Raw genomic sequence first — 18,122 nt, 5'->3', positions numbered from 1 at the left:
CTCGGTGCCGGGTATGAAGGTCGCCGTTCTCGGCGCCGGTGCATGGGGCACCGCACTCGCAGGCCATCTGGCCAGGCGGCATGACACGGTGCTCTGGGCGCGCGACAGCGCGCTCGTCACCGAACTTTCCTCGACGCACGAAAACGCCCGCTATCTGGCGGGCGTTGCGTTGCCGCACACGCTGCGCTACGAAGCGGACCTGGCGACGGCGCTTGCACACTGTGCGGCCGACGACGGGCTGTGCGTTGTCGCGACGCCGGTCGCAGGCCTGCGCGGGCTGCTTCGCGCAATGCGCGATGCGGGCAGCGTGCCGGCTCATTTCGTGTGGCTTTGCAAGGGCTTCGAAGCCGATACGCAGTTGTTGCCGCATCAGGTTGTCGCTGCTGAACTGGCGCGACACACGAGCTATGGCGTGCTGTCCGGACCGAGCTTCGCCCGCGAAGTCGGGCAGGGATTGCCGGTCGCGCTGACGGTCGCCAGCACATCGGCAAAGTGTCGCGAACGGACTGTCGCCGCGTTCCATCACGGGGCGATGCGCATCTATACGGGCGACGACGTCGTCGGCGTGGAAACTGGTGGCGCGGTGAAGAACGTGCTTGCCATCGCGACCGGAATTTCGGATGGTCTCGGACTTGGTCTCAATGCACGTGCCGCATTAATTACGCGTGGGCTTGCTGAAATGTCGCGTCTTGGCGTGACGCTCGGCGGTCGCGCGGAAACGTTCACGGGCCTGACCGGTCTCGGCGATCTGATTCTCACCGCCACGGGCGACCTGTCGCGCAACCGGACCGTGGGCGTGCAACTCGCGACTGGCCGTTCGCTCGACGATATCCTCGGCGCCCTGGGGCACGTTGCTGAAGGCGTGCGCTGTGCGCAGGCAGTGCTTGGCATCGCGCGCGCGCATGCGATCGAGATGCCGATCACGCAGGCGGTTTGCGCCGTGCTGTTCGACGGCGTCGCTCCCCGCGATGCCGTCAGTGCGTTGCTGCGCCGCGATTCAAAAGCGGAGTAGTCGGCAACCCGGCGGGCAACCCCGGCGTTTAGCGCCGGGCTGTCTCCGCCATCTGGCGCCACGAACAGCGCTACGAATTCTTACCTGAACCGCCGAACCCTCCTGTTGTCCACCAGAATACGGCTGGCTGTATTGGACGGGGAGGTTTCCATGCTCAAAATCGGACACTGCAGGCTCGAAGCGCGGGCCGTCGATATCACGACGCTCGCCGTCGACGCGATCGTCAATGCGGCAAACACGTCGCTGCTAGGCGGGGGCGGCGTCGATGGCGCGATCCATCGGGTGGCGGGCTCAGGTCTGCTGCGAGAATGCGAGAAGCTTGGCGGATGCTCGACTGGCGACGCCAAAATTACCGGTGGCTACAACCTGCCGGCAAAACAGGTCATTCATGCCGTGGGGCCCGTTTGGGGTGGCGGCAACCGTGGCGAGCAGGATCTGCTCGCGTCGTGCTACCAGCGGTCGCTGGAACTCGCGCAGCAATCGAACTGCCGGAGCATCGCGTTTCCGGCGATCAGTTGCGGCATCTACCATTTTCCCGCGGACGAGGCGGTGCACATTGCCGTTGGCGCCGTGATCGATACATTGCACAGCACTCCGGCAATCCGGCAGGTGATCTTCGCGTGCTTCGACGAAGCGATGTTCCGGCGCTATGAAGACGAACTGGCGAGCCGTCAGGCACCGCCTTCGAAACCCGCCTGACGCCAGGCTTCAAACACGACGACAGCTACCGTATTCGACAGATTCAGGCTCCGGTTGCCGGGCCGCATCGGCAGTCGCACGCGCTGTTCGCCTTCGAACCGGTTCAGTACCGCATCGGGCAGGCCGCGCGTTTCAGCGCCGAATACGAACCAGTCTCCCGGGAGAAACGCGTGATCATGAAAGCGTCCGGAACCGCGCGTCGTGAACGCAAACATGCGCGCGGGATCCGGCGCTTCAGCGGCGATCAGGGCGTCCCAATCGGCATGCACATGCATTTGCGCGTACTCATGATAGTCGAGTCCCGCGCGGCGCATTTTTGCATCGTCGAGAGGAAAACCGAGCGGTTCGATCAGATGCAGCCGCGCGCCGGTATTGGCGCACAGGCGGATCACATTGCCCGTGTTGGGCGGAATTTCGGGTTCGACGAGAACGACATTGAACATGGTGTATACGGGTTGAATGCTAGTTTTTCGGCGTACGCAGCGCGACGAAATTGGTGACACGCCGCGCGCCCGCCGCCTTCAGCGTGCGCGCCAGCGCTTCGAGTGTGGCGCCGGATGTCATGACGTCATCGACGATCGCCACGTGCAGGCCGCGCACCGGTTTTGCAGCAGCAAATGCGCGGCCCACGTTGTCGCGCCGCGCGTCGAGGTCGAGCCGCGACTGCGGTGCCGTATCGACGACGCGCCGGATCAGCGTCGGATCGCTTCGCACGCCCAACGCGACGGCGATCGGCCTCGCGATTTCCCACGCCTGGTTGTAGCCGCGTTCCATCAGCCGCCGCCGCGCGAGCGGCACTGGCGCAACCACATCGGGCCGCTGCGCCAGTGGGAGTGCACTGTCCGCCTCACGCGCCAGACGTTCGCCGAATTCGCGTGCGAGCATCAGTCGCGCCCGGAATTTCAGGCCGAGCGCCAGCGCGTCGAGCGGCGCGCGATAGTCGGCGAGCGCGAGTGTCGCGTCAAAGGCGGGTGGCGTCGAAATGCAGTCGCCGCACCGATAGGCGGTTTTTGCCCGCCGGAATCCGGAAAGGGGAATCGCGCAGACGGTGCATCTGAGGCGTGCCTCGTTCCAGTAAGCTGCATCGCAAGCTTCGCACAACCGGTTCTGCGACAAATTGCCGCACAGTGCGCATGGATTGGGCAACGCGAACTGCGCAACGCGAAGCCATATCGAACGAAAGCGACCCGCGACGGGCACGGATCGTGTGTCGGATGATGAAGAAAAGGCCGGGAATGTCATGGCTGAAACGCCCGCGAAGGCCTCCTGCGCTGAACCGATAGGAGCGAGCGAGTATACTTCGCACTCTTCGCCAGTTTGACAGACATGCCCCCAACAACCGCAAAATCCAGCCGTCCGGCCTATGATTCGCGACGTCTGCGGCGGATTTTCGACCGCCGCGCCGCGACTTTCGACGATGTGGCCTTCCTGCCGCGCGAGATCGCTCAGCGCATGCGCGAGCGTCTCGACTACATCAAGGTCAGCCCGGCGAGCGTACTCGACGCCGGCTGCGGCGCCGGCGACGACCTCCCGCTTCTGCGCGAACGCTTCCCCGAGGCGCCGGTGTACGGCGCCGACCTGTCACAGGCGATGCTCGCGCGCGCGCTGCGTCACGATGCCGGCGACACGAGCTGGCGCCGCTTTTTGCCTGCGTCGATCGGCAAGGCGCTCGGCGCACGCGGCCCGCGCTTCGCTCAGGCCGATTTCTCGGCGCTGCCCTTCGCGCATGGCGCCTTCGAATTCATCTGGTCCAATCTGGCGCTGCATTGGCATTCGCGCCCGGATCTCGTTTTTCCCGAATGGCAGCGCGTGCTGAAGGTGAACGGCCTGCTGATGTTCAGTACGCTCGGCCCCGATACGCTCAAGGAGTTGCGTGGCGCCTGGGCTGAAGTCGAGGCCGCTCACGGTGCGAGCTTGCGCGCGCACGTGATTGATTTCGTCGACATGCACGATCTCGGCGACATGCTGGTCGAAAGCGGCTTCGAGATCCCGGTCATGGACCAGGAAACACTGACGATTACCTACAAATCGCCCGAGTCGCTGCTTGCGGATGTGCGCCGCTGGGGCGCATATCCGTTCGAGCGGGAAGCCGCCTCCGGCGCCTCCTCCCGGCGCCTGCACAGGGCGCTGTTGACGGCACTGGAAGCGCGCCGGCGTGCGGACGGCACGATCCCGCTCACCTTCGAAGTCATCTACGGGCACGCATGGAAAGCCGTGCCCCGGACCACGGCCGAAGGGCACGGCATCGTGCGTATTGAAGATATTGGAAGAGGTTCATCGAAGAATCGGTGACGCGGTAAAGAGGACATCTGTTATGTCTGAAATTACCGGGCCAAAAGCCGTCGAAGAGGTGCGTCAAAACGGCGCAGAGGCTTGTCGCGCCTGGCTTGCAAGCCGATAGAGCGTTGCTTGTGGATGCCATAGAACGCGCCTATAATGCGTCAGTTTGTCGCTCGGGGTTCCCACATTTGGGGCGACAGGCCCGAGGCGCGAAGTGGCGGCGACTGGCGGTTCAGGGAGGCAGCGATGGAAGCGACTGATCTGCTGACGGATTCAGAACCGGTCCTGAAGGACTGGACGATGAAACGCAACTGCTCAGTATCGCCCCGGCAGTTCGTATGTTTCTATGTGTCGCTCGCTCTGTTCTCGCTGGCAATTGCTTTCATGCCGGTTTTGTACGGCGCCTGGCTGGTGTTGCCGTTCACTGGTGTCGAGTTGCTGGCGGTAGGTGTCGCCTTTGCAATATATGCGCGTCATGCTGTCGATTACGAACGCATCCGGCTGTTTCCGAACCGGCTGGTGATCGAGCAGGTAAGTGCAGAGCAGATCACGCAGTTCGAATTCAATCCGCGCTGGGTGCGGGTCGAAGCCGGGGCAAGGTCGCGTGACCGGATCGCACTGGTTTCACGCGGTCAGACGGTCATGGTCGGGCAGCACCTGGCGCAGTACCGGCGTGCGCAGTTCGCCGGCGAATTGCGCATGTGGCTCAGGCGCTGTGATTAGACGCACTGAATCGCGAGCCGTTCCCAGGTAGCGCGGGAAAGCCTTCCAGCGGGGTCGAGGGTTTGAATGGAAATTTTGGGTAAGGAAGCTATGAAAACAATCAAGCGAGCCCTCATGGGCGTGCTGGCGTTAAGCGGGCTGCTGTTCGCCGGCGCCGCCCTGGCAGTCGGCGATAGTCCGGGCGGCCCTGCCGTCAACGCGATCAATCTCCAGCCGCCGGCGACAAGAATCGCTGAGGAGCTCTACAGCCTCCACACGTTCATGCTGATCCTGTGCACGGTGATCTTCGTCGCTGTGTTCGGCGTGATGTTCTATTCGGTCTTTGCCCACCGCAAGTCGAAAGGCCATAAGGCTGCCAATTTCCACGAAAGCACCACCGTCGAAATCATCTGGACGATCGTCCCGTTCGTGATCGTCGTGCTGATGGCGCTTCCCGCCACGAGGACTGTCGTGGCGATGAAGGACACCTCCAACGCTGACCTCACCGTCAAGGTCACCGGCTATCAATGGAAGTGGGGCTACACGTATGTGAAGGGGCCGGGCGAGGGCATCAACTTCCTGTCCACGCTCAGCACGCCGCGTGCCCAGACCGATGGCCGCGAGCCGATTTCCGATACGTATCTGCAGGAAGTCGACAACCCGCTCGTCGTGCCGGTCGACAAGAAAGTCCGCATCATCACCACCGCCGACGACGTCGTCCACTCGTGGTACGTGCCGGCATTCGGCGTGAAGCAGGATGCGATTCCGGGCTTCGTGCGCGATACGTGGTTCAAGGCTAACCGGGTCGGCACGTTCCGTGGCTTCTGTACCGAGCTGTGCGGCAAGGAGCACGCATTCATGCCGGTCGTCGTGAAGGTGCTCTCCGCTGAAGACTACGCGAAGTGGGTCGACGACGAGCAGAAGAAAATGGCTGCCAGCGCCGACGATCCCAACAAGACCTACACGCTTGCCGAACTGACGGAGCGTGGCGGCAAGGTCTACGCAGCGAACTGCGCAGTCTGCCACCAGCCGAACGGCAAGGGCGCAGGCGCATTCCCGGCGCTCGACGGCAGCAAGATCGCCAACGGTCCGCTTGCGCAACACGTGAGCATCGTGCTGAAAGGCAAGAACGCGATGCCGTCGTGGGCGCCGACGTTGAATGACGTCGAAATCGCCTCGGTCATCACGTTCGAACGCAACTCGTGGGGCAACCACACGGGCGACATTCTCCAGCCTAAGCAGATCGCCGATGCGCGCAACGGCCGGCTGCCGGAAGGCGGCGACCATCTGGCCGGCGCGGCGGCAGCGAGCGCGAGCGATGCTGCAGCAGCAAGCGGCGCGGAAGCGGCTTCGGCTGCAGCGCCGGCGTCGGCCGGTTCGGAGAGCGCCGCTTCGCAGCCGCAGGCAGGTTTGCCGGCGAGCGTCTATTTCGCCACGGGCAAGAGCACGTTGCCGGACGACGCGAAGGCGGCGATCGATGCCGCGGCGGCCTACGCGAAGGCGCACCCTGATGCGAAGTTCACACTGTCTGGCTTCACTGACAAGACCGGTTCGGCCGATGCCAACGCGAAGCTCGCGAAGAGCCGTGCAGAAGCCGTCCGCGACGCGCTGAAGGCAGCGGGCATCGCCGAAGACCACATTATTTTGAAGAAGCCGGAAACGATCACGGGCGGCACCGACGCGAAAGAGGCCCGGCGTGTTGAGATCAGCCCGGCGGCCTGACGTGTCACGGTCAGCAGAGCAGCATTCGTTTTAGGAGATTGTCATGTCTAGCATCGGACACGATGTAGTCGCGGGTCACGAGCACGTGCACGGCGACCATGCCCATGAGACGCCGCATGGCTGGCGTCGCTGGCTGTTCGCCACCAACCACAAGGATATCGGGACGCTGTACCTGATCTTCTCGTTCGTCATGTTCCTGTCCGGGGGCGTGATGGCGCTGATGATCCGTGCCGAGCTGTTCGAGCCCGGTCTGCAGATCATGCGGCCCGAGTTCTTCAACCAGTTGACCACCATGCACGGCCTGATCATGGTGTTCGGCGCGATCATGCCGGCGTTCGTCGGTTTCGCGAACTGGATGGTTCCGTTGCAGATCGGCGCGTCCGACATGGCCTTCGCGCGGATGAACAACTTCAGCTTCTGGCTGCTGCCGGTGGCCGCTGTGCTGCTGGTCGGTTCGTTCTTCGCGCCGGGCGGCGCGACCGCCGCGGGCTGGACGCTCTACGCACCGCTGTCGACACAGATGGGCCCGGGCATGGACTTCGCGATTTTCGCGGTCCACTTGATGGGTGCGTCGTCGATCATGGGCGGGATCAACATTGTCGTGACGATCCTGAACATGCGCGCGCCGGGCATGACGCTGATGAAGATGCCGATGTTCGCATGGACGTGGCTCATTACCGCGTACCTGCTGATCGCCGTGATGCCGGTTCTTGCAGGCGCGATCACGATGGTGCTGTTCGACCGTCACTTCGGCACGTCGTTCTTCAACGCGGCGGGCGGCGGCGACCCGGTGATGTACCAGCATATCTTCTGGTTCTTCGGTCACCCCGAGGTGTACATCATGATCTTGCCGGCGTTCGGGATCGTGTCGCAGGTGATTCCGGCGTTTTCGCGCAAGCCGCTGTTCGGTTATAGCTCGATGGTGTACGCAACGGCGTCGATCGCGATCCTGTCGTTCATGGTCTGGGCGCACCACATGTTCGTGACCGGTATGCCGGTGACGGGCCAGTTGTTCTTCATGTACGCGACGATGCTGATCGCCGTGCCGACGGGCGTGAAAGTGTTCAACTGGGTAGCGACGATGTGGCGCGGTTCGCTGACGTTCGAAACCCCGATGCTCTTCGCAGTCGGCTTCCTGTTCGTGTTCACGTTTGGCGGCCTCACGGGCCTGATGCTCGCAATGGCGCCGCTCGACATCCAGTACCACGGCACTTATTTCGTAGTGGCTCACTTCCACTATGTGCTGGTGGCGGGGTCGCTCTTCGGATTGTTCTCCGGCTGGTATTACTGGTCGCCGAAATGGACCGGCTGGATGTACAACGAGACGCGCGGCAAGATCCACTTCTGGGCGTCGATGATCTTCTTCAACCTTGCGTTCCTGCCGATGCACTTCGTCGGCCTCGCAGGTATGCCGCGTCGTTATGCGGACTATCCGGCGCAGTTCACTGACTGGAACCAGGTGATTTCGATCGGCGCATTCGGCTTCGGCCTCGCGCAGGTGTACTTCCTGTTTGCGGTCGCGCTGCCTGCCTATCGTGGCGGTGGCGAGCTCGAGAAGGCGTCGGACAAGCCGTGGGATGGCGCGACGGGTCTCGAATGGACCGTGCCGAGCCCGGCTCCGTTCCATACGTTCGAAAACCCGCCGACGGTCGAATAATCGAAGTTACCGGTGCCCGGTCCGGCGGCGATTCATCGACGCGCCGGACCGGGCAGACCGGAATCCAGTAGACGTACCCACGCATTGACGGAAGCAACCGAAAGTCAGCATGACCCGGAATTCACAAGAAAGACGTACACCCGAACAGATTCGCGCCGGCAACAAGCGCCTCGGCCTGATTCTGTTAGCCATCGCTGCTGTCTTTTTTGTGAGTGTCGTCGTCAAGCAGTGTTTTTTTGCCTGACGGTTTGGCTTGAATCAGACCCGATGGTCTGTTGAGGAAGTTCGATGTCGCCGCAACCACCGGCCAGGGCCGACCGCGCTTTTAACCGCTCGATGCTGTTCAAGCTGGTCGTCGTGGCGTTCATGATGTTTGGGTTTGGCTTCGCGCTGGTGCCGATGTATCGCGCCATCTGCCAGATCACGGGCATCAACAACCTCGTGCAGCGTGATGCAACGGTGCGCGAGGCGAAGAACACGCAGGTCGACATGAGCCGGACGATATCGATCGAGTTCGACGCGAACGCGCGCGGCCCGCTCGGTTTCAAGCCGGAGCAGAACAGCATGAATGTACATCCCGGCGAAGTGACGACGGTGATGTATCAGGTATCGAACGAGCAGGGTCACACGATTCAGGCGCAGGCCATTCCAAGCTACGCGCCGAAAGAAGCAACTGAGTACTTCAAGAAGATCGAATGCTTTTGTTTCACGCAGCAGACGCTCGCGGCGAATGAGACGAAACGGATGCCGGTGGTATTCGTCGTCGATCCGAAATTGCCGAAGGATGTGAAGACGATCACGTTGTCGTACACGTTCTTCGAACTGAATACGCCCGCGCCGGCGACGCGTGGCACAGCGGGGCAGGCGGCCAACGGCACGACCACGGCAGCAGGCTCGAATCCCGCCTGACGGCATAGGCAGTACACATGCAGGAAGAGGTCGGGGGTTATGGTGCAGAACGGCGGTAGTGGCAGGAAAAGCAGCTTCGGCCAGTCGATGAAGGCCGTGATGTGGTCGTTTCTCGGTGTGCGCAAGCGGCGCGATCTGGAAGCGGACGCGGCGCAATTGAACCCGCTCCACGTGATTATCGCGGCGCTGATCGGCGCGGCAATTTTCATCGGGATCCTGATTCTGATCGTGCGGGCCGTAGTAGGGTAACAGCAGGGGTAACAGCGCGGGAATCAGGCGCTGCGTGCAACAGGCAGGACCGGGCTGAAAGGCTCAGCTATTAGAGTGAAGCGGTGCGGTACCGACGCACCGTCGAAGATACAGCCGGAGCTTTCCGGAACAACTGGACTGAAGTGGAGAATCAAGAATGAGCGGTCAAAACGAGAGCCCGTACTATTTCGTACCGCATCCGTCGCGGCACCCGATCAGCGCGGCCCTTGGGCTGCTGGTCATGCTTGGGTCCCTGGCGGCATGGATCAATGGTGAGTCGTGGGCGCCCATTGGGGTGCTCGCCGGCCTGCTGTGGCTGCTCTTCACACTGTGGCACTGGTTCGGCGACGCAATCTCAGAGTCGGAAGGCGGCATGTACGGCAAGCGCGTCGACGCTTCGTACCGCTGGAGCATGAGCTGGTTCATCTTCTCCGAAGTGATGTTCTTTGGCGCGTTCTTCGGCGCACTGTTTTATGCACGCGAGATCGCGATGCATCAACTCGGCAGCCTCGACTACAAGCTGATCTGGCCGGACTTCTCGGCGGTGTGGCCGAACAACGGCCCGGCTTCACTGGTATCGCAGTACAAATCGATGCAGCCGTGGCCGGTGCCGACGATCAACACGGCGCTGCTGCTGTCGTCGGGCGCGACGCTGACCGTGTCGCACCATGCGCTGCGCGAAAATCATCGTAACAAGGCGATTACCTGGCTGGCCGCGACGATCGTGCTCGGCGTCTCCTTCCTGTTCCTGCAGGGCTTCGAATACTTCCATGCGTATAACGAACTGAACCTGACGCTCGCGTCGGGCGTGTACGGCTCGACGTTCTTCCTGCTGACGGGCTTCCACGGTTTTCACGTGTTCCTCGGCGGCACGATGCTGTCAGTCGTGCTGGTGCGTCTGATCCGTGGTCACTTCACGGCGGAGCATCATTTCGCGTTCGAAGGCGCAGCATGGTACTGGCACTTTGTGGACGTCGTGTGGCTGGGGCTGTACGTCGTCGTCTACTGGCTGTAAGGCATTCTGGTTCGCTGCGTACCGGCGATCCGGTGTGCAGCGAGCCGTCTCACGTCCCGGAAGGTTCGAGCGGGACGTGCAGCGAGCGGTTCAAAGCAGGAAAGGATGCAAAAAGCAGGACGCAGAACTGATGCAGCGCCGCCCTCGACCCTGTCAGGGCGGCGTTTTCGCTTGGGTGACCCGCTCATCGGGGCAGCCTTGCGAGTTTCAATGGCCTTCAGCGACCATAGGGAATGCCGGTCGACTGGATCCAGCCCATCCAGTGTGCGAACAGGATAAACAGGAACAGTGAGATCGACAGCCCCACGCGGGTCGCGAGCGACCAGACCATCCGCTTCGTCTTGCCCCGGTCGTGCATCATGAAATACAGCGCCGAAGCCATGCTGGCGATGATGAGGACGAAGGCGATAGGAACGAGAATGTGCATGGAACCAGGTGGTAATCAGGAACGCGAACGCAAGATGATCATTATCTCACCGTGCGTTTGTCCATGCGTGCCTGTCGCCGGGCGGTTGCCGTCAGGTCGTGCGCAATGAAGATTCGCTTGCTGCCCGCGCTGCTGATTCTGATCGTCGTCGCCGTCACCGTGCGTCTCGGCTTCTGGCAGCGCGATCGCGCGCATCAGAAGGAAGCGCTGCAGGCCCACATCACGCAGTTCGAAAACGCACCGGCCCAGACGATCGGCGCCGCGCCGGTGGCGCTGAAGGATATTGAATTCCATCGCGTGCGCGCGGTCGGAAGCTTTGTGCCGGAACAGGTCGTGTATCTCGACAATCGGCCGTATAACGACCAGCCGGGCTTTTACGTCGTGATGCCCTTAAAACTGCGCGACGGCGGCTACGTGCTCGTCAATCGGGGCTGGCTGCCGCGCAACATGAGCGAGCGCACGGCCATCGGGCCGTACGTCACGCCGAAGGGCGAAGTCGAGATCGAAGGCATTGCGCGCGCGGATGCCAGCAAGGCTTATGAGCTCGGCGAAGGCGGGTCGGCCGCGCATCAGCAGATCCGCCAGAATCTCGACGTCCACGCGTTTGCTGCCGAAACCGGTTTGCCGTTGCAACCGTTCGTGATCCAGCAGATCAGCGACGATGGCGACAAACTCGTGCGCGACTGGCCCACGCCGATTTCTGGCGTTGAACGCAACTATGGGTACATGTTGCAGTGGTGGGGCATGGCGGTCGCGGCGATCGCCTTTGGTCTGTACGCCGCCCGTCGCGCCGCGAGGAACGAGCACGCGCCCAGCGCCTGAGCGTACCGAGCGCGGTATTTCAGGCGTTTTTCGAGCCGTTTTTCCGGTGATCTCCGGGAAGGCCGCGCAATCATTGAAAGAGGTTCAGTAGTGTCCACGCAATCTCCCCGTTCGCCGCAATCCGGCAAATCTGCTGACGCAGCCGCGTCGGCCCAAACTGCCCGCCGGAGCCAGGCCGCGACCAGCAAAGGTTCGTGGCGTCGCGGGCGCTGGACGCTACTGCTGATTGCACTTGTCTGCGCGGCGCCGGTGATCCTGTCCTACCTGACGTACTACGTCATCAAACCGAAGGGCGGCACGACGAGCTACGGCACACTCGTCGAACCGCAGCGTCCGATTCCCGATTCGCTCGTCGTGACCGGCGAGGACGGTAAGCCGATGAAACTGGCGTCGCTGCGCGGCCGCTGGCTGCTGATTTCGGTCGACAGCAGCGCCTGCGACAAGGCCTGCGTCACCAAGCTGTATTTCATGCGGCAGATTCGTGCGACCCAGGCGGGCGAGCGCGAAAGGCTCGTCAACGTATGGCTGCGTACGGATTCGGGCAGCGTGCCGGACATCATCCAGCACGCCTACGGCGACACCGACATGCTGATCGCCGACCCCGCCGCGGTTGCCGCGTGGCTGCCGACGGAGAACGGTACGAAGGTCACGGATCACATCTACATGGTCGATCCGAACGGCAATCTGATGATGCGTTTTCCCAAGGATCCCAATCCGAGCAAGATCAAGGGTGACGTCACGAAACTGCTCAAATGGTCGAGCATCGGGTGAGGCTGGGTCGGCTGGCGCCGCACCAGCCCTGTTTATCGCGAGAAGGGTAGAGAGATGTTCGTATTGGAACTCGGCCTGATTGGCTTGTGCATTGCGCTGTTGCCGCTGTCTTACGTATGGGTCAAGGCCGACGACAACAAATTCCGCAAGCTCGTCTGGGTCACGACATTCCTGACGCTCGATCTGGTGATGTTCGGCGGCTTCACACGGCTCACGGACTCCGGACTCGGCTGTCCAGACTGGCCCGGTTGCTACGGCACGTCGTCGCCGTTCATCGCGCATGCCGCGATCAGCGCCGCCTATCAGGCGATGCCGACAGGCCCGGTCAGCATGTCGAAGGCGTGGATCGAGATGATCCACCGCTATTTCGCCATGGCGATCGGCGTGCTGATCGTGGCGCAGACGGTGATTGCGTGGGCTGCGCGCTTTCGGCGCCGTCCGCTGCATGTTTCGCCGTGGTGGCCGACGTCGTTGCTGCTCCTGATTCTCGTGCAGGGCGCGTTCGGTGCGTGGACGGTCACCATGAAGCTCCAGCCTGTGATCGTGACGATTCATCTGTTGCTGGGCTTGGCGCTTCTCGGTACGCTCGGCTGGCTGGCCGCGCGCCAGACGCCGCTCCCGGCGTACGAGCCCGAAGCGGCGCGCTGGCGTACGGCGGCGCTGGCCGGGCTGATCCTGCTGATCGTCCAGATTGCGCTGGGTGGATGGGTGAGCACGAATTACGCTGTACTCGCCTGTACCGACTTCCCGACCTGCAATGGCCAGTGGATCCCATCGATGGATTTCGCACACGGCTTCCACCTGTGGCGCGCCCTCGGAATGACGGGCGACGGCGACGTCATCACCCAGGACGCGCTCGTGGCGATTCACTGGACGCATCGCACTTTCGCTGTGGTCGTGGTCGCGTATCTGGCCTGGTTTGCGCTGAAAATGCGACGCTTCGAGTCGCTGCGGCGGCCGGCGAACGGCGTGCTGCTCGTGGTCGCGATCCAGTTCGTCACGGGCCTGTCGAACATCGTCCTGCAGTGGCCGTTGCCCGTTGCAGTCGCCCATAACGGGGGGGCGGCAATCCTGCTGCTCCTGCTCGTTATGCTAAACTTTCGAATCGCTTATAGCCGTCCCGGCCGCGCCGTGTTACCCGCGCGCGATGCCGCGCCAGCGTGACCCCACATGGACAGCACAACTCTTCCCCAGACACCCGGTAGCCGGATCTCCCAATACATCGCGCTCACGAAGCCGCGTGTCACTCAGCTTGCCGTGTTTTGTGCCGTGATCGGCATGTTCCTGTCGACGCCCGGCATGGTCCCGTGGACCGTGCTGATTGGCGGCACCATCGGCATCTGGCTGCTGGCAGGCGCTGCATTCGCGATCAACTGCCTCATGGAACAGAAAGTCGACGCGATGATGCGTCGTACCGCATGGCGTCCGTCCGCGCGCGGCGAAATTACCACCGTGCAGATCCTGACGTTCTCGGCGGTGCTCGGCGGCCTCGGCATGTGGACGCTCTACACATTCACCAACGCGCTGACGATGTGGCTCACCATCGCGACATTCGTCGGCTACGCGGTCATCTACACGCTGCTGCTGAAACCGGCCACGCCGCAGAACATCGTGATCGGCGGGGCGTCGGGTGCGATGCCGCCGGCGCTGGGCTGGGCGGCTGTCACGGGCCATGTGCCCGGAGATGCGTGGATCCTCGTGCTGATCATCTTCGTCTGGACGCCGCCGCATTTCTGGGCGCTCGCGCTCTATCGCCGCAAGGACTACGAAAACGCCGGCCTGCCGATGTTGCCGAACACCCACGGCGAGCAGTACACGCGGTTGCATATTCTTCTGTACACGGTGATCCTCTTCGCGGTCACGCTGATGCCGTTCATCTCGGGCATGAGCGGCTTCGTGTACCTGGCGTCGGCGGTGCTGCTCGGCGCGATCTTCCTTGCGTACGCGTGGAAGATCTACCGGGAATATTCCGACGCGCTCGCGCGTAAGACCTTTCGTTACTCGATCGTATATCTGTCGCTGCTGTTTGCAATGCTGCTGGTCGACCATTACGCACGTGCCCTGATCGGCGCGTAACACCATGCTCACATTCAGGCTTGCGCGCGCTGCGCGCCTCGCCGCGGTTGCCTGCGTGCTCGGCGGCGCGCTGTTCGTTGCGGGTTGCGGCAAACCGGCGCCTTCGTTCGATAACGTCGATATCACCGGGAACACGCAGTTCGGCAGCGACTTTTCGTTGCCCGACGCGAGCGGCAAGACACGCACGCTCGGCGATTTCAAGGGCAAGGTTGTGGTGCTGTTCTTCGGCTATACGCACTGCCCGGATGTCTGTCCGACGACAATGGCCGAACTCTCGCAGGCACTGCAACAACTTGGGCCGGAAGAAGCGAAGCGCGTGCAGGTGCTGTTTGTCACTGTCGATCCGGAGCGCGACACGCCCACATTGATGGGGCAATACGTGCCGGCGTTCAATCCATCGTTTATCGGTTTGCGTCCCGCCAACGAGGCTCAACTCGTGAAGGTGACGAAAGACTTCCGTGTGTACTACGCGAAAGTGCCGGGTAAGACGCCGGACAGCTACACGATGGATCACACCGCCGCTAGCTACGTGTTCGATCCGGACGGCAAGCTGCGGCTTTTTGCCCGCGACGGCCAGGGCGCCGCACCGTGGGTTCACGACATCAAACTGCTGCTCGACTGAGCCGCGGTGGCCGGCGCGCAGCCCGGCCACTTCTTCTTTGCTCCTTCCTCACCGCTGCGTTTCCCAATCTCCGCCTGACAGACCAGCCGGGGCCGCTGGCCGCCCCGCATCGCTCAAGTCCACCTGGATTTCTGCCGTTATATCTCAGGCAATCGTTTGCGCCGACCCGGCGCGACACTGAAGAAACCACACGAAAGAGACCAATACAATGAGCAGGATGAGTCTGAATCGCAAGCTGTGGCTGTCGCTTGCGCTCGTATGGCTTGGGTTGCTGGGCGTCGGCCTGTGGAGCGCGGTCGAAACGCGCAGCACCATGCTGGCCGAGCGCAAGGCCGGCATGGTGAATCTTGTCGAGGCGGCGCAAGGCGTCGTCAACGGTTATTACGCGCTGTCGCAAAGCGGCAGGATGAGCGAACCCGACGCGCAGCGCGAAGCGCTCGCCCGTCTCGCGACGATGCGCTACGGCGAATCCGGCTATCTGTTCGTGATGGACTCGAAGCCGGTCGTCCTGATGCATCCGACCTTGCCGCAAATGAACGGCAAACCGGTCGGCGATTTCAAGGATCCGGACGGCAAGCTGCTGTATGTCGCGATCGTCGATGCGGCTAAAGCGAGCGGCCGTGGCTTTGCGGAATATCGTGGCCGCCTGCCCCACAGCGAGACGGCGGCGCCGAAGATCAGCTACGTCGTGCGCTTCGCCCCGTGGGACTGGAACATCACGAGCGGCGTGTTTATCCGCGACATCGATACGACCTACTACGACACCCTGCTGGGCCACCTCGCCGTGGTGCTCGTGATCGGCGCGGTGATCTCGCTCGCGATGATCGTGATCATCCGCAACGTACGCGCCAGCCTGGGTGGTGAGCCCGAACACGCGGCACAGCTCGCCTCGGGCATCGCGAAGGGCGACCTGACGCAGGTGGTCGCGCTGCGCCCGCACGATTCGACCAGCATGATGTCAGCGATGAGCCAGATGCAGGGGCGCCTGCAACGGACGATCGCCGAGATCCGCCGGTCGGCGGAATCGATCGCGTCAGCGACAAGGCAAATTGCCGCGGGCAATGGAGACCTCTCGCAACGCACCGAACAGCAGGCCGCCTCGCTGCAGGAAACGGCGGCGAGCATGGAGCAGCTCACCGCGACGGTGAAGCAGAACGCCGACAACGCACGTCAGGCGAGCGGCCTCGCGAACAGCGCCTCGGACATAGCGACGAAGGGCAACGACGTCGTCAGCCGCGTGATCGGCACGATGGGCGAGATCAACGAGAGTTCGCACAAGATCTCGGACATCATCGGCGTGATCGAGGGCATCGCATTCCAGACGAATATCCTCGCGCTGAATGCGGCGGTCGAGGCGGCTCGCGCCGGCGAGCAGGGCCGTGGCTTCGCGGTGGTGGCCGGAGAAGTTCGCAGCCTCGCCCAGCGTTCGGCGACCGCGGCGAAGGAAATCAAGCAGTTGATCGGCGATTCGGTCGAACGCGTGAACAACGGTTCGACGCTGGTCGAGCAGGCCGGCACGACGATGGGCGAGATCCTGCAGGCCGTGCGTCGCGTGACGGACATCATGGGAGAAATCGCAGCGGCGTCCGAAGAACAGAGCAGCGGCATCTCCCAGGTGGGTCGCGCGGTGACGCAGATGGACGAGGTCACGCAGCAGAATGCGGCGCTCGTCGAAGAAGCGGCGGCGGCCGCTGCCTCGTTGCAGGATCAGGCGGCGCGTCTGCGCGAGACGGTCAGCGCGTTTCGTGTCGATGAGCACGTGAGCCACACGGAACCGTTTTCAGGCGCTGCGGCAAGGCCAGCGAAATCGACGGCGAACCCCGCTGCGTTGCAGGCTTCAGGCGTGGCGGCTGCCAAACCCGCGGCTCGTCCCGTAGCACCAAAGGCCGCAACACCGGCTCGCGCCGAACCGGCCGCGCGGGTCGGCGCGCCGCCGCCAGTTTCCAGCAGCACCGCTCGCGCATCCGCCGACGAGTGGACCACGTTCTGATTCCACTGTGAATCCACGGACGGTCTGCGCTCCGCAGGCCGTCCGCTGCCGCAAGCCTTACCTGCCACATCCCGCCCGGAGACCTCCGCGGCAATTCCCCGCCAGCCTTCGCGCACAGGCCGCATACCGATATGCGATCGCGGTATTTCACTTCGCGGCGCGCCTATGAGACCATTTGCGGTCCAGCGGGCTGCAAAGACAGTCCCGCTGCGCCTCTCACTGAATCACCCAGCCAGAAAACCAGGCAAATCAGGCAACAAAAGCGAGAAATACATGCAGCGCAGAAATATCCTCAAAGCCCTTTCCGTCATGGCCGCTACGGCCGCGCTCGTCACCAGCTTCGGCGCACACGCCGACGACAAGGCGATCAAGGTCGGCACGATCGGCGGTCCCGATGCGCAGATCTGGTCGGTCGTCCAGAAAGTTGCGAAGCGCGATGGCCTGTATGTGAAGGTCATCGAATTCAACGATTACGCACAGCTGAACGCCGCGCTCGACGCGGGCGACCTCGATGCCAACAGCTTCCAGCACCAGCCGTATCTGGAGAGCCAGATCAAGCAGCGCGGTTACAGGATCGTCAATGTCGGTCTTACGTATATCTCGCCGCTCGGCGTCTATTCGAAGAAGCTGAAGTCCCTCAAGGATCTGCCGCAAGGCGCGAAGATCGCGGTGCCCAACGATCCTTCGAATGAAAACCGCGCGCTGCTGTTGCTGCAGTCGCAAGGCGTCATCAAGCTGAAGCCGGGTGCGGCCACGAACGGCAATAACGCGACGCCGCTCGACGTCGTGGACAATCCGAAGAAGGTGAAGCTCGTCGAACTGGATGCGGCGCAACTGCCGCGCTCGCTGGCGGACGTCGACGCGGCCGTGATCAATACGAACTTCGCGCTGGCCGCCGGCCTGCAGCCGACGAAGGACGCGATCGCGCTCGAAGACGTGCATAGCCCTTACGCGAACCTGATTGCCGTGCGTACGCAGGACAAGGACAAGCCATGGGTGAAGAAACTCGTCGCCGCGTATCAGTCGGAAGACGTGCGCCAGTTCATCAAGTCGGAGTTCAAGGGTTCGATGATCCCGTCGTTCTGACCGGCTGCGCACGATAACTTGCGGTATGGACGCCATGGGAGACCGTGGCGTTTTTTTTTGACTGCGGAGTCCGCGCCGCTTCG

20 protein-coding genes are annotated in these 18,122 nt (G+C 62.7%); 17 read left to right on the top strand and 3 right to left on the bottom strand.

Annotated elements, in window-relative coordinates; translation table 11 throughout:
* The first annotated feature begins 13 nt into the window (after window positions 1–13).
* Complete coding sequence (locus tag P3T23_RS26020; RefSeq protein WP_429318982.1) at window positions 14–1,012, top strand: NAD(P)H-dependent glycerol-3-phosphate dehydrogenase; 999 nt, start codon at window positions 14–16, stop codon at window positions 1,010–1,012.
* A gap of 150 nt (window positions 1,013–1,162) precedes the next feature.
* Window positions 1,163–1,711 carry an O-acetyl-ADP-ribose deacetylase gene (locus P3T23_RS26015; RefSeq protein ID WP_429318981.1) on the top strand — a complete coding sequence of 183 codons (549 nt, stop codon included), beginning with the start codon at window positions 1,163–1,165 and terminating at the stop codon, window positions 1,709–1,711.
* Here P3T23_RS26015 and trmL read toward each other — a convergent pair.
* Together trmL and P3T23_RS26005 are read right to left on the bottom strand one after the other, a co-directional pair.
* Window positions 1,684–2,154 carry a tRNA (uridine(34)/cytosine(34)/5-carboxymethylaminomethyluridine(34)-2'-O)-methyltransferase TrmL gene (trmL, locus tag P3T23_RS26010; RefSeq protein ID WP_429318980.1) on the bottom strand — a complete coding sequence of 157 codons (471 nt, stop codon included), beginning with the start codon at window positions 2,152–2,154 and terminating at the stop codon, window positions 1,684–1,686. The two genes, P3T23_RS26015 and trmL, sit on opposite strands and share 28 nt — an antisense overlap.
* A gap of 19 nt (window positions 2,155–2,173) precedes the next feature.
* On the bottom strand, window positions 2,174–2,953 hold the full coding sequence (locus P3T23_RS26005; protein WP_429318979.1) for a ComF family protein: 780 nt from the start codon (window positions 2,951–2,953) through the stop codon (window positions 2,174–2,176).
* A gap of 84 nt (window positions 2,954–3,037) precedes the next feature.
* On the opposite strand from P3T23_RS26005, the gene P3T23_RS26000 reads away from it, so the two are divergent.
* The 8 genes from P3T23_RS26000 (at window position 3,038) to P3T23_RS25965 (ending at window position 10,245) form a co-directional block, all read left to right on the top strand.
* Window positions 3,038–4,003, top strand: a complete 966-nt coding sequence (locus tag P3T23_RS26000) for a methyltransferase domain-containing protein (protein WP_429318978.1) — start codon at window positions 3,038–3,040, stop codon at window positions 4,001–4,003.
* Between the two features lie 234 nt (window positions 4,004–4,237).
* Window positions 4,238–4,714: a DUF2244 domain-containing protein gene (locus P3T23_RS25995; protein ID WP_429318977.1), complete on the top strand. Its 477-nt coding sequence runs from the start codon at window positions 4,238–4,240 to the stop codon at window positions 4,712–4,714.
* Window positions 4,715–4,780: 66 nt separating this feature from the next.
* Window positions 4,781–6,415, top strand: coding sequence for a cytochrome c oxidase subunit II (coxB, locus tag P3T23_RS25990; protein WP_429318976.1), 1,635 nt, complete (start codon window positions 4,781–4,783; stop codon window positions 6,413–6,415).
* A gap of 43 nt (window positions 6,416–6,458) precedes the next feature.
* Entirely contained in the window at window positions 6,459–8,072 is a 1,614-nt protein-coding gene (ctaD, locus tag P3T23_RS25985; RefSeq protein ID WP_429318975.1) for a cytochrome c oxidase subunit I, read from the top strand.
* A 109-nt stretch (window positions 8,073–8,181) separates the two neighbouring features.
* Window positions 8,182–8,316, top strand: coding sequence for a cytochrome oxidase small assembly protein (locus tag P3T23_RS25980; protein WP_429318974.1), 135 nt, complete (start codon window positions 8,182–8,184; stop codon window positions 8,314–8,316).
* A gap of 44 nt (window positions 8,317–8,360) precedes the next feature.
* Window positions 8,361–8,981: a cytochrome c oxidase assembly protein gene (locus P3T23_RS25975; protein ID WP_429318973.1), complete on the top strand. Its 621-nt coding sequence runs from the start codon at window positions 8,361–8,363 to the stop codon at window positions 8,979–8,981.
* A 39-nt stretch (window positions 8,982–9,020) separates the two neighbouring features.
* Complete coding sequence (locus tag P3T23_RS25970) at window positions 9,021–9,230, top strand: DUF2970 domain-containing protein (protein WP_429318972.1); 210 nt, start codon at window positions 9,021–9,023, stop codon at window positions 9,228–9,230.
* Window positions 9,231–9,387: 157 nt separating this feature from the next.
* Window positions 9,388–10,245, top strand: coding sequence for a cytochrome c oxidase subunit 3 (locus P3T23_RS25965; RefSeq protein ID WP_429318971.1), 858 nt, complete (start codon window positions 9,388–9,390; stop codon window positions 10,243–10,245).
* Window positions 10,246–10,462: 217 nt separating this feature from the next.
* Here the strand turns inward: P3T23_RS25965 and P3T23_RS25960 are convergent, their stop codons facing one another.
* Window positions 10,463–10,672: a twin transmembrane helix small protein gene (locus tag P3T23_RS25960; RefSeq protein ID WP_133661693.1), complete on the bottom strand. Its 210-nt coding sequence runs from the start codon at window positions 10,670–10,672 to the stop codon at window positions 10,463–10,465.
* A gap of 105 nt (window positions 10,673–10,777) precedes the next feature.
* Between P3T23_RS25960 and P3T23_RS25955 the strand changes: the two genes are divergently transcribed.
* The 7 genes from P3T23_RS25955 to P3T23_RS25925 all read left to right on the top strand — a co-directional run bounded on the left by P3T23_RS25955 (window position 10,778) and on the right by P3T23_RS25925 (window position 18,039).
* Complete coding sequence (locus tag P3T23_RS25955) at window positions 10,778–11,494, top strand: SURF1 family protein (protein ID WP_429318970.1); 717 nt, start codon at window positions 10,778–10,780, stop codon at window positions 11,492–11,494.
* A gap of 90 nt (window positions 11,495–11,584) precedes the next feature.
* A complete protein-coding gene (locus tag P3T23_RS25950) occupies window positions 11,585–12,265 on the top strand; it encodes an SCO family protein (RefSeq protein WP_429318969.1) in 681 nt (226 codons plus the stop codon).
* 54 nt (window positions 12,266–12,319) lie between these two features.
* Window positions 12,320–13,429: a COX15/CtaA family protein gene (locus P3T23_RS25945; protein ID WP_429318968.1), complete on the top strand. Its 1,110-nt coding sequence runs from the start codon at window positions 12,320–12,322 to the stop codon at window positions 13,427–13,429.
* Between the two features lie 6 nt (window positions 13,430–13,435).
* Complete coding sequence (gene cyoE, locus P3T23_RS25940; RefSeq protein WP_429318967.1) at window positions 13,436–14,341, top strand: heme o synthase; 906 nt, start codon at window positions 13,436–13,438, stop codon at window positions 14,339–14,341.
* Window positions 14,342–14,345: 4 nt separating this feature from the next.
* Window positions 14,346–14,963 (top strand): SCO family protein, encoded by a 618-nt coding sequence (locus P3T23_RS25935; RefSeq protein ID WP_429318966.1) that lies wholly within the window; start codon window positions 14,346–14,348, stop codon window positions 14,961–14,963.
* A 208-nt stretch (window positions 14,964–15,171) separates the two neighbouring features.
* Entirely contained in the window at window positions 15,172–16,953 is a 1,782-nt protein-coding gene (locus P3T23_RS25930; protein ID WP_429318965.1) for a methyl-accepting chemotaxis protein, read from the top strand.
* A gap of 273 nt (window positions 16,954–17,226) precedes the next feature.
* Window positions 17,227–18,039, top strand: coding sequence for a MetQ/NlpA family ABC transporter substrate-binding protein (locus P3T23_RS25925; RefSeq protein WP_429318964.1), 813 nt, complete (start codon window positions 17,227–17,229; stop codon window positions 18,037–18,039).
* Window positions 18,040–18,122 lie beyond the last annotated feature (83 nt).

This window comes from Paraburkholderia sp. GAS448 (assembly GCF_050435685.1).
Lineage (GTDB): Bacteria > Pseudomonadota > Gammaproteobacteria > Burkholderiales > Burkholderiaceae > Paraburkholderia.
The sequence above is the reverse complement of the archived record's forward strand: the minus strand, read 5'-3'. Positions and strand labels throughout refer to the sequence as shown.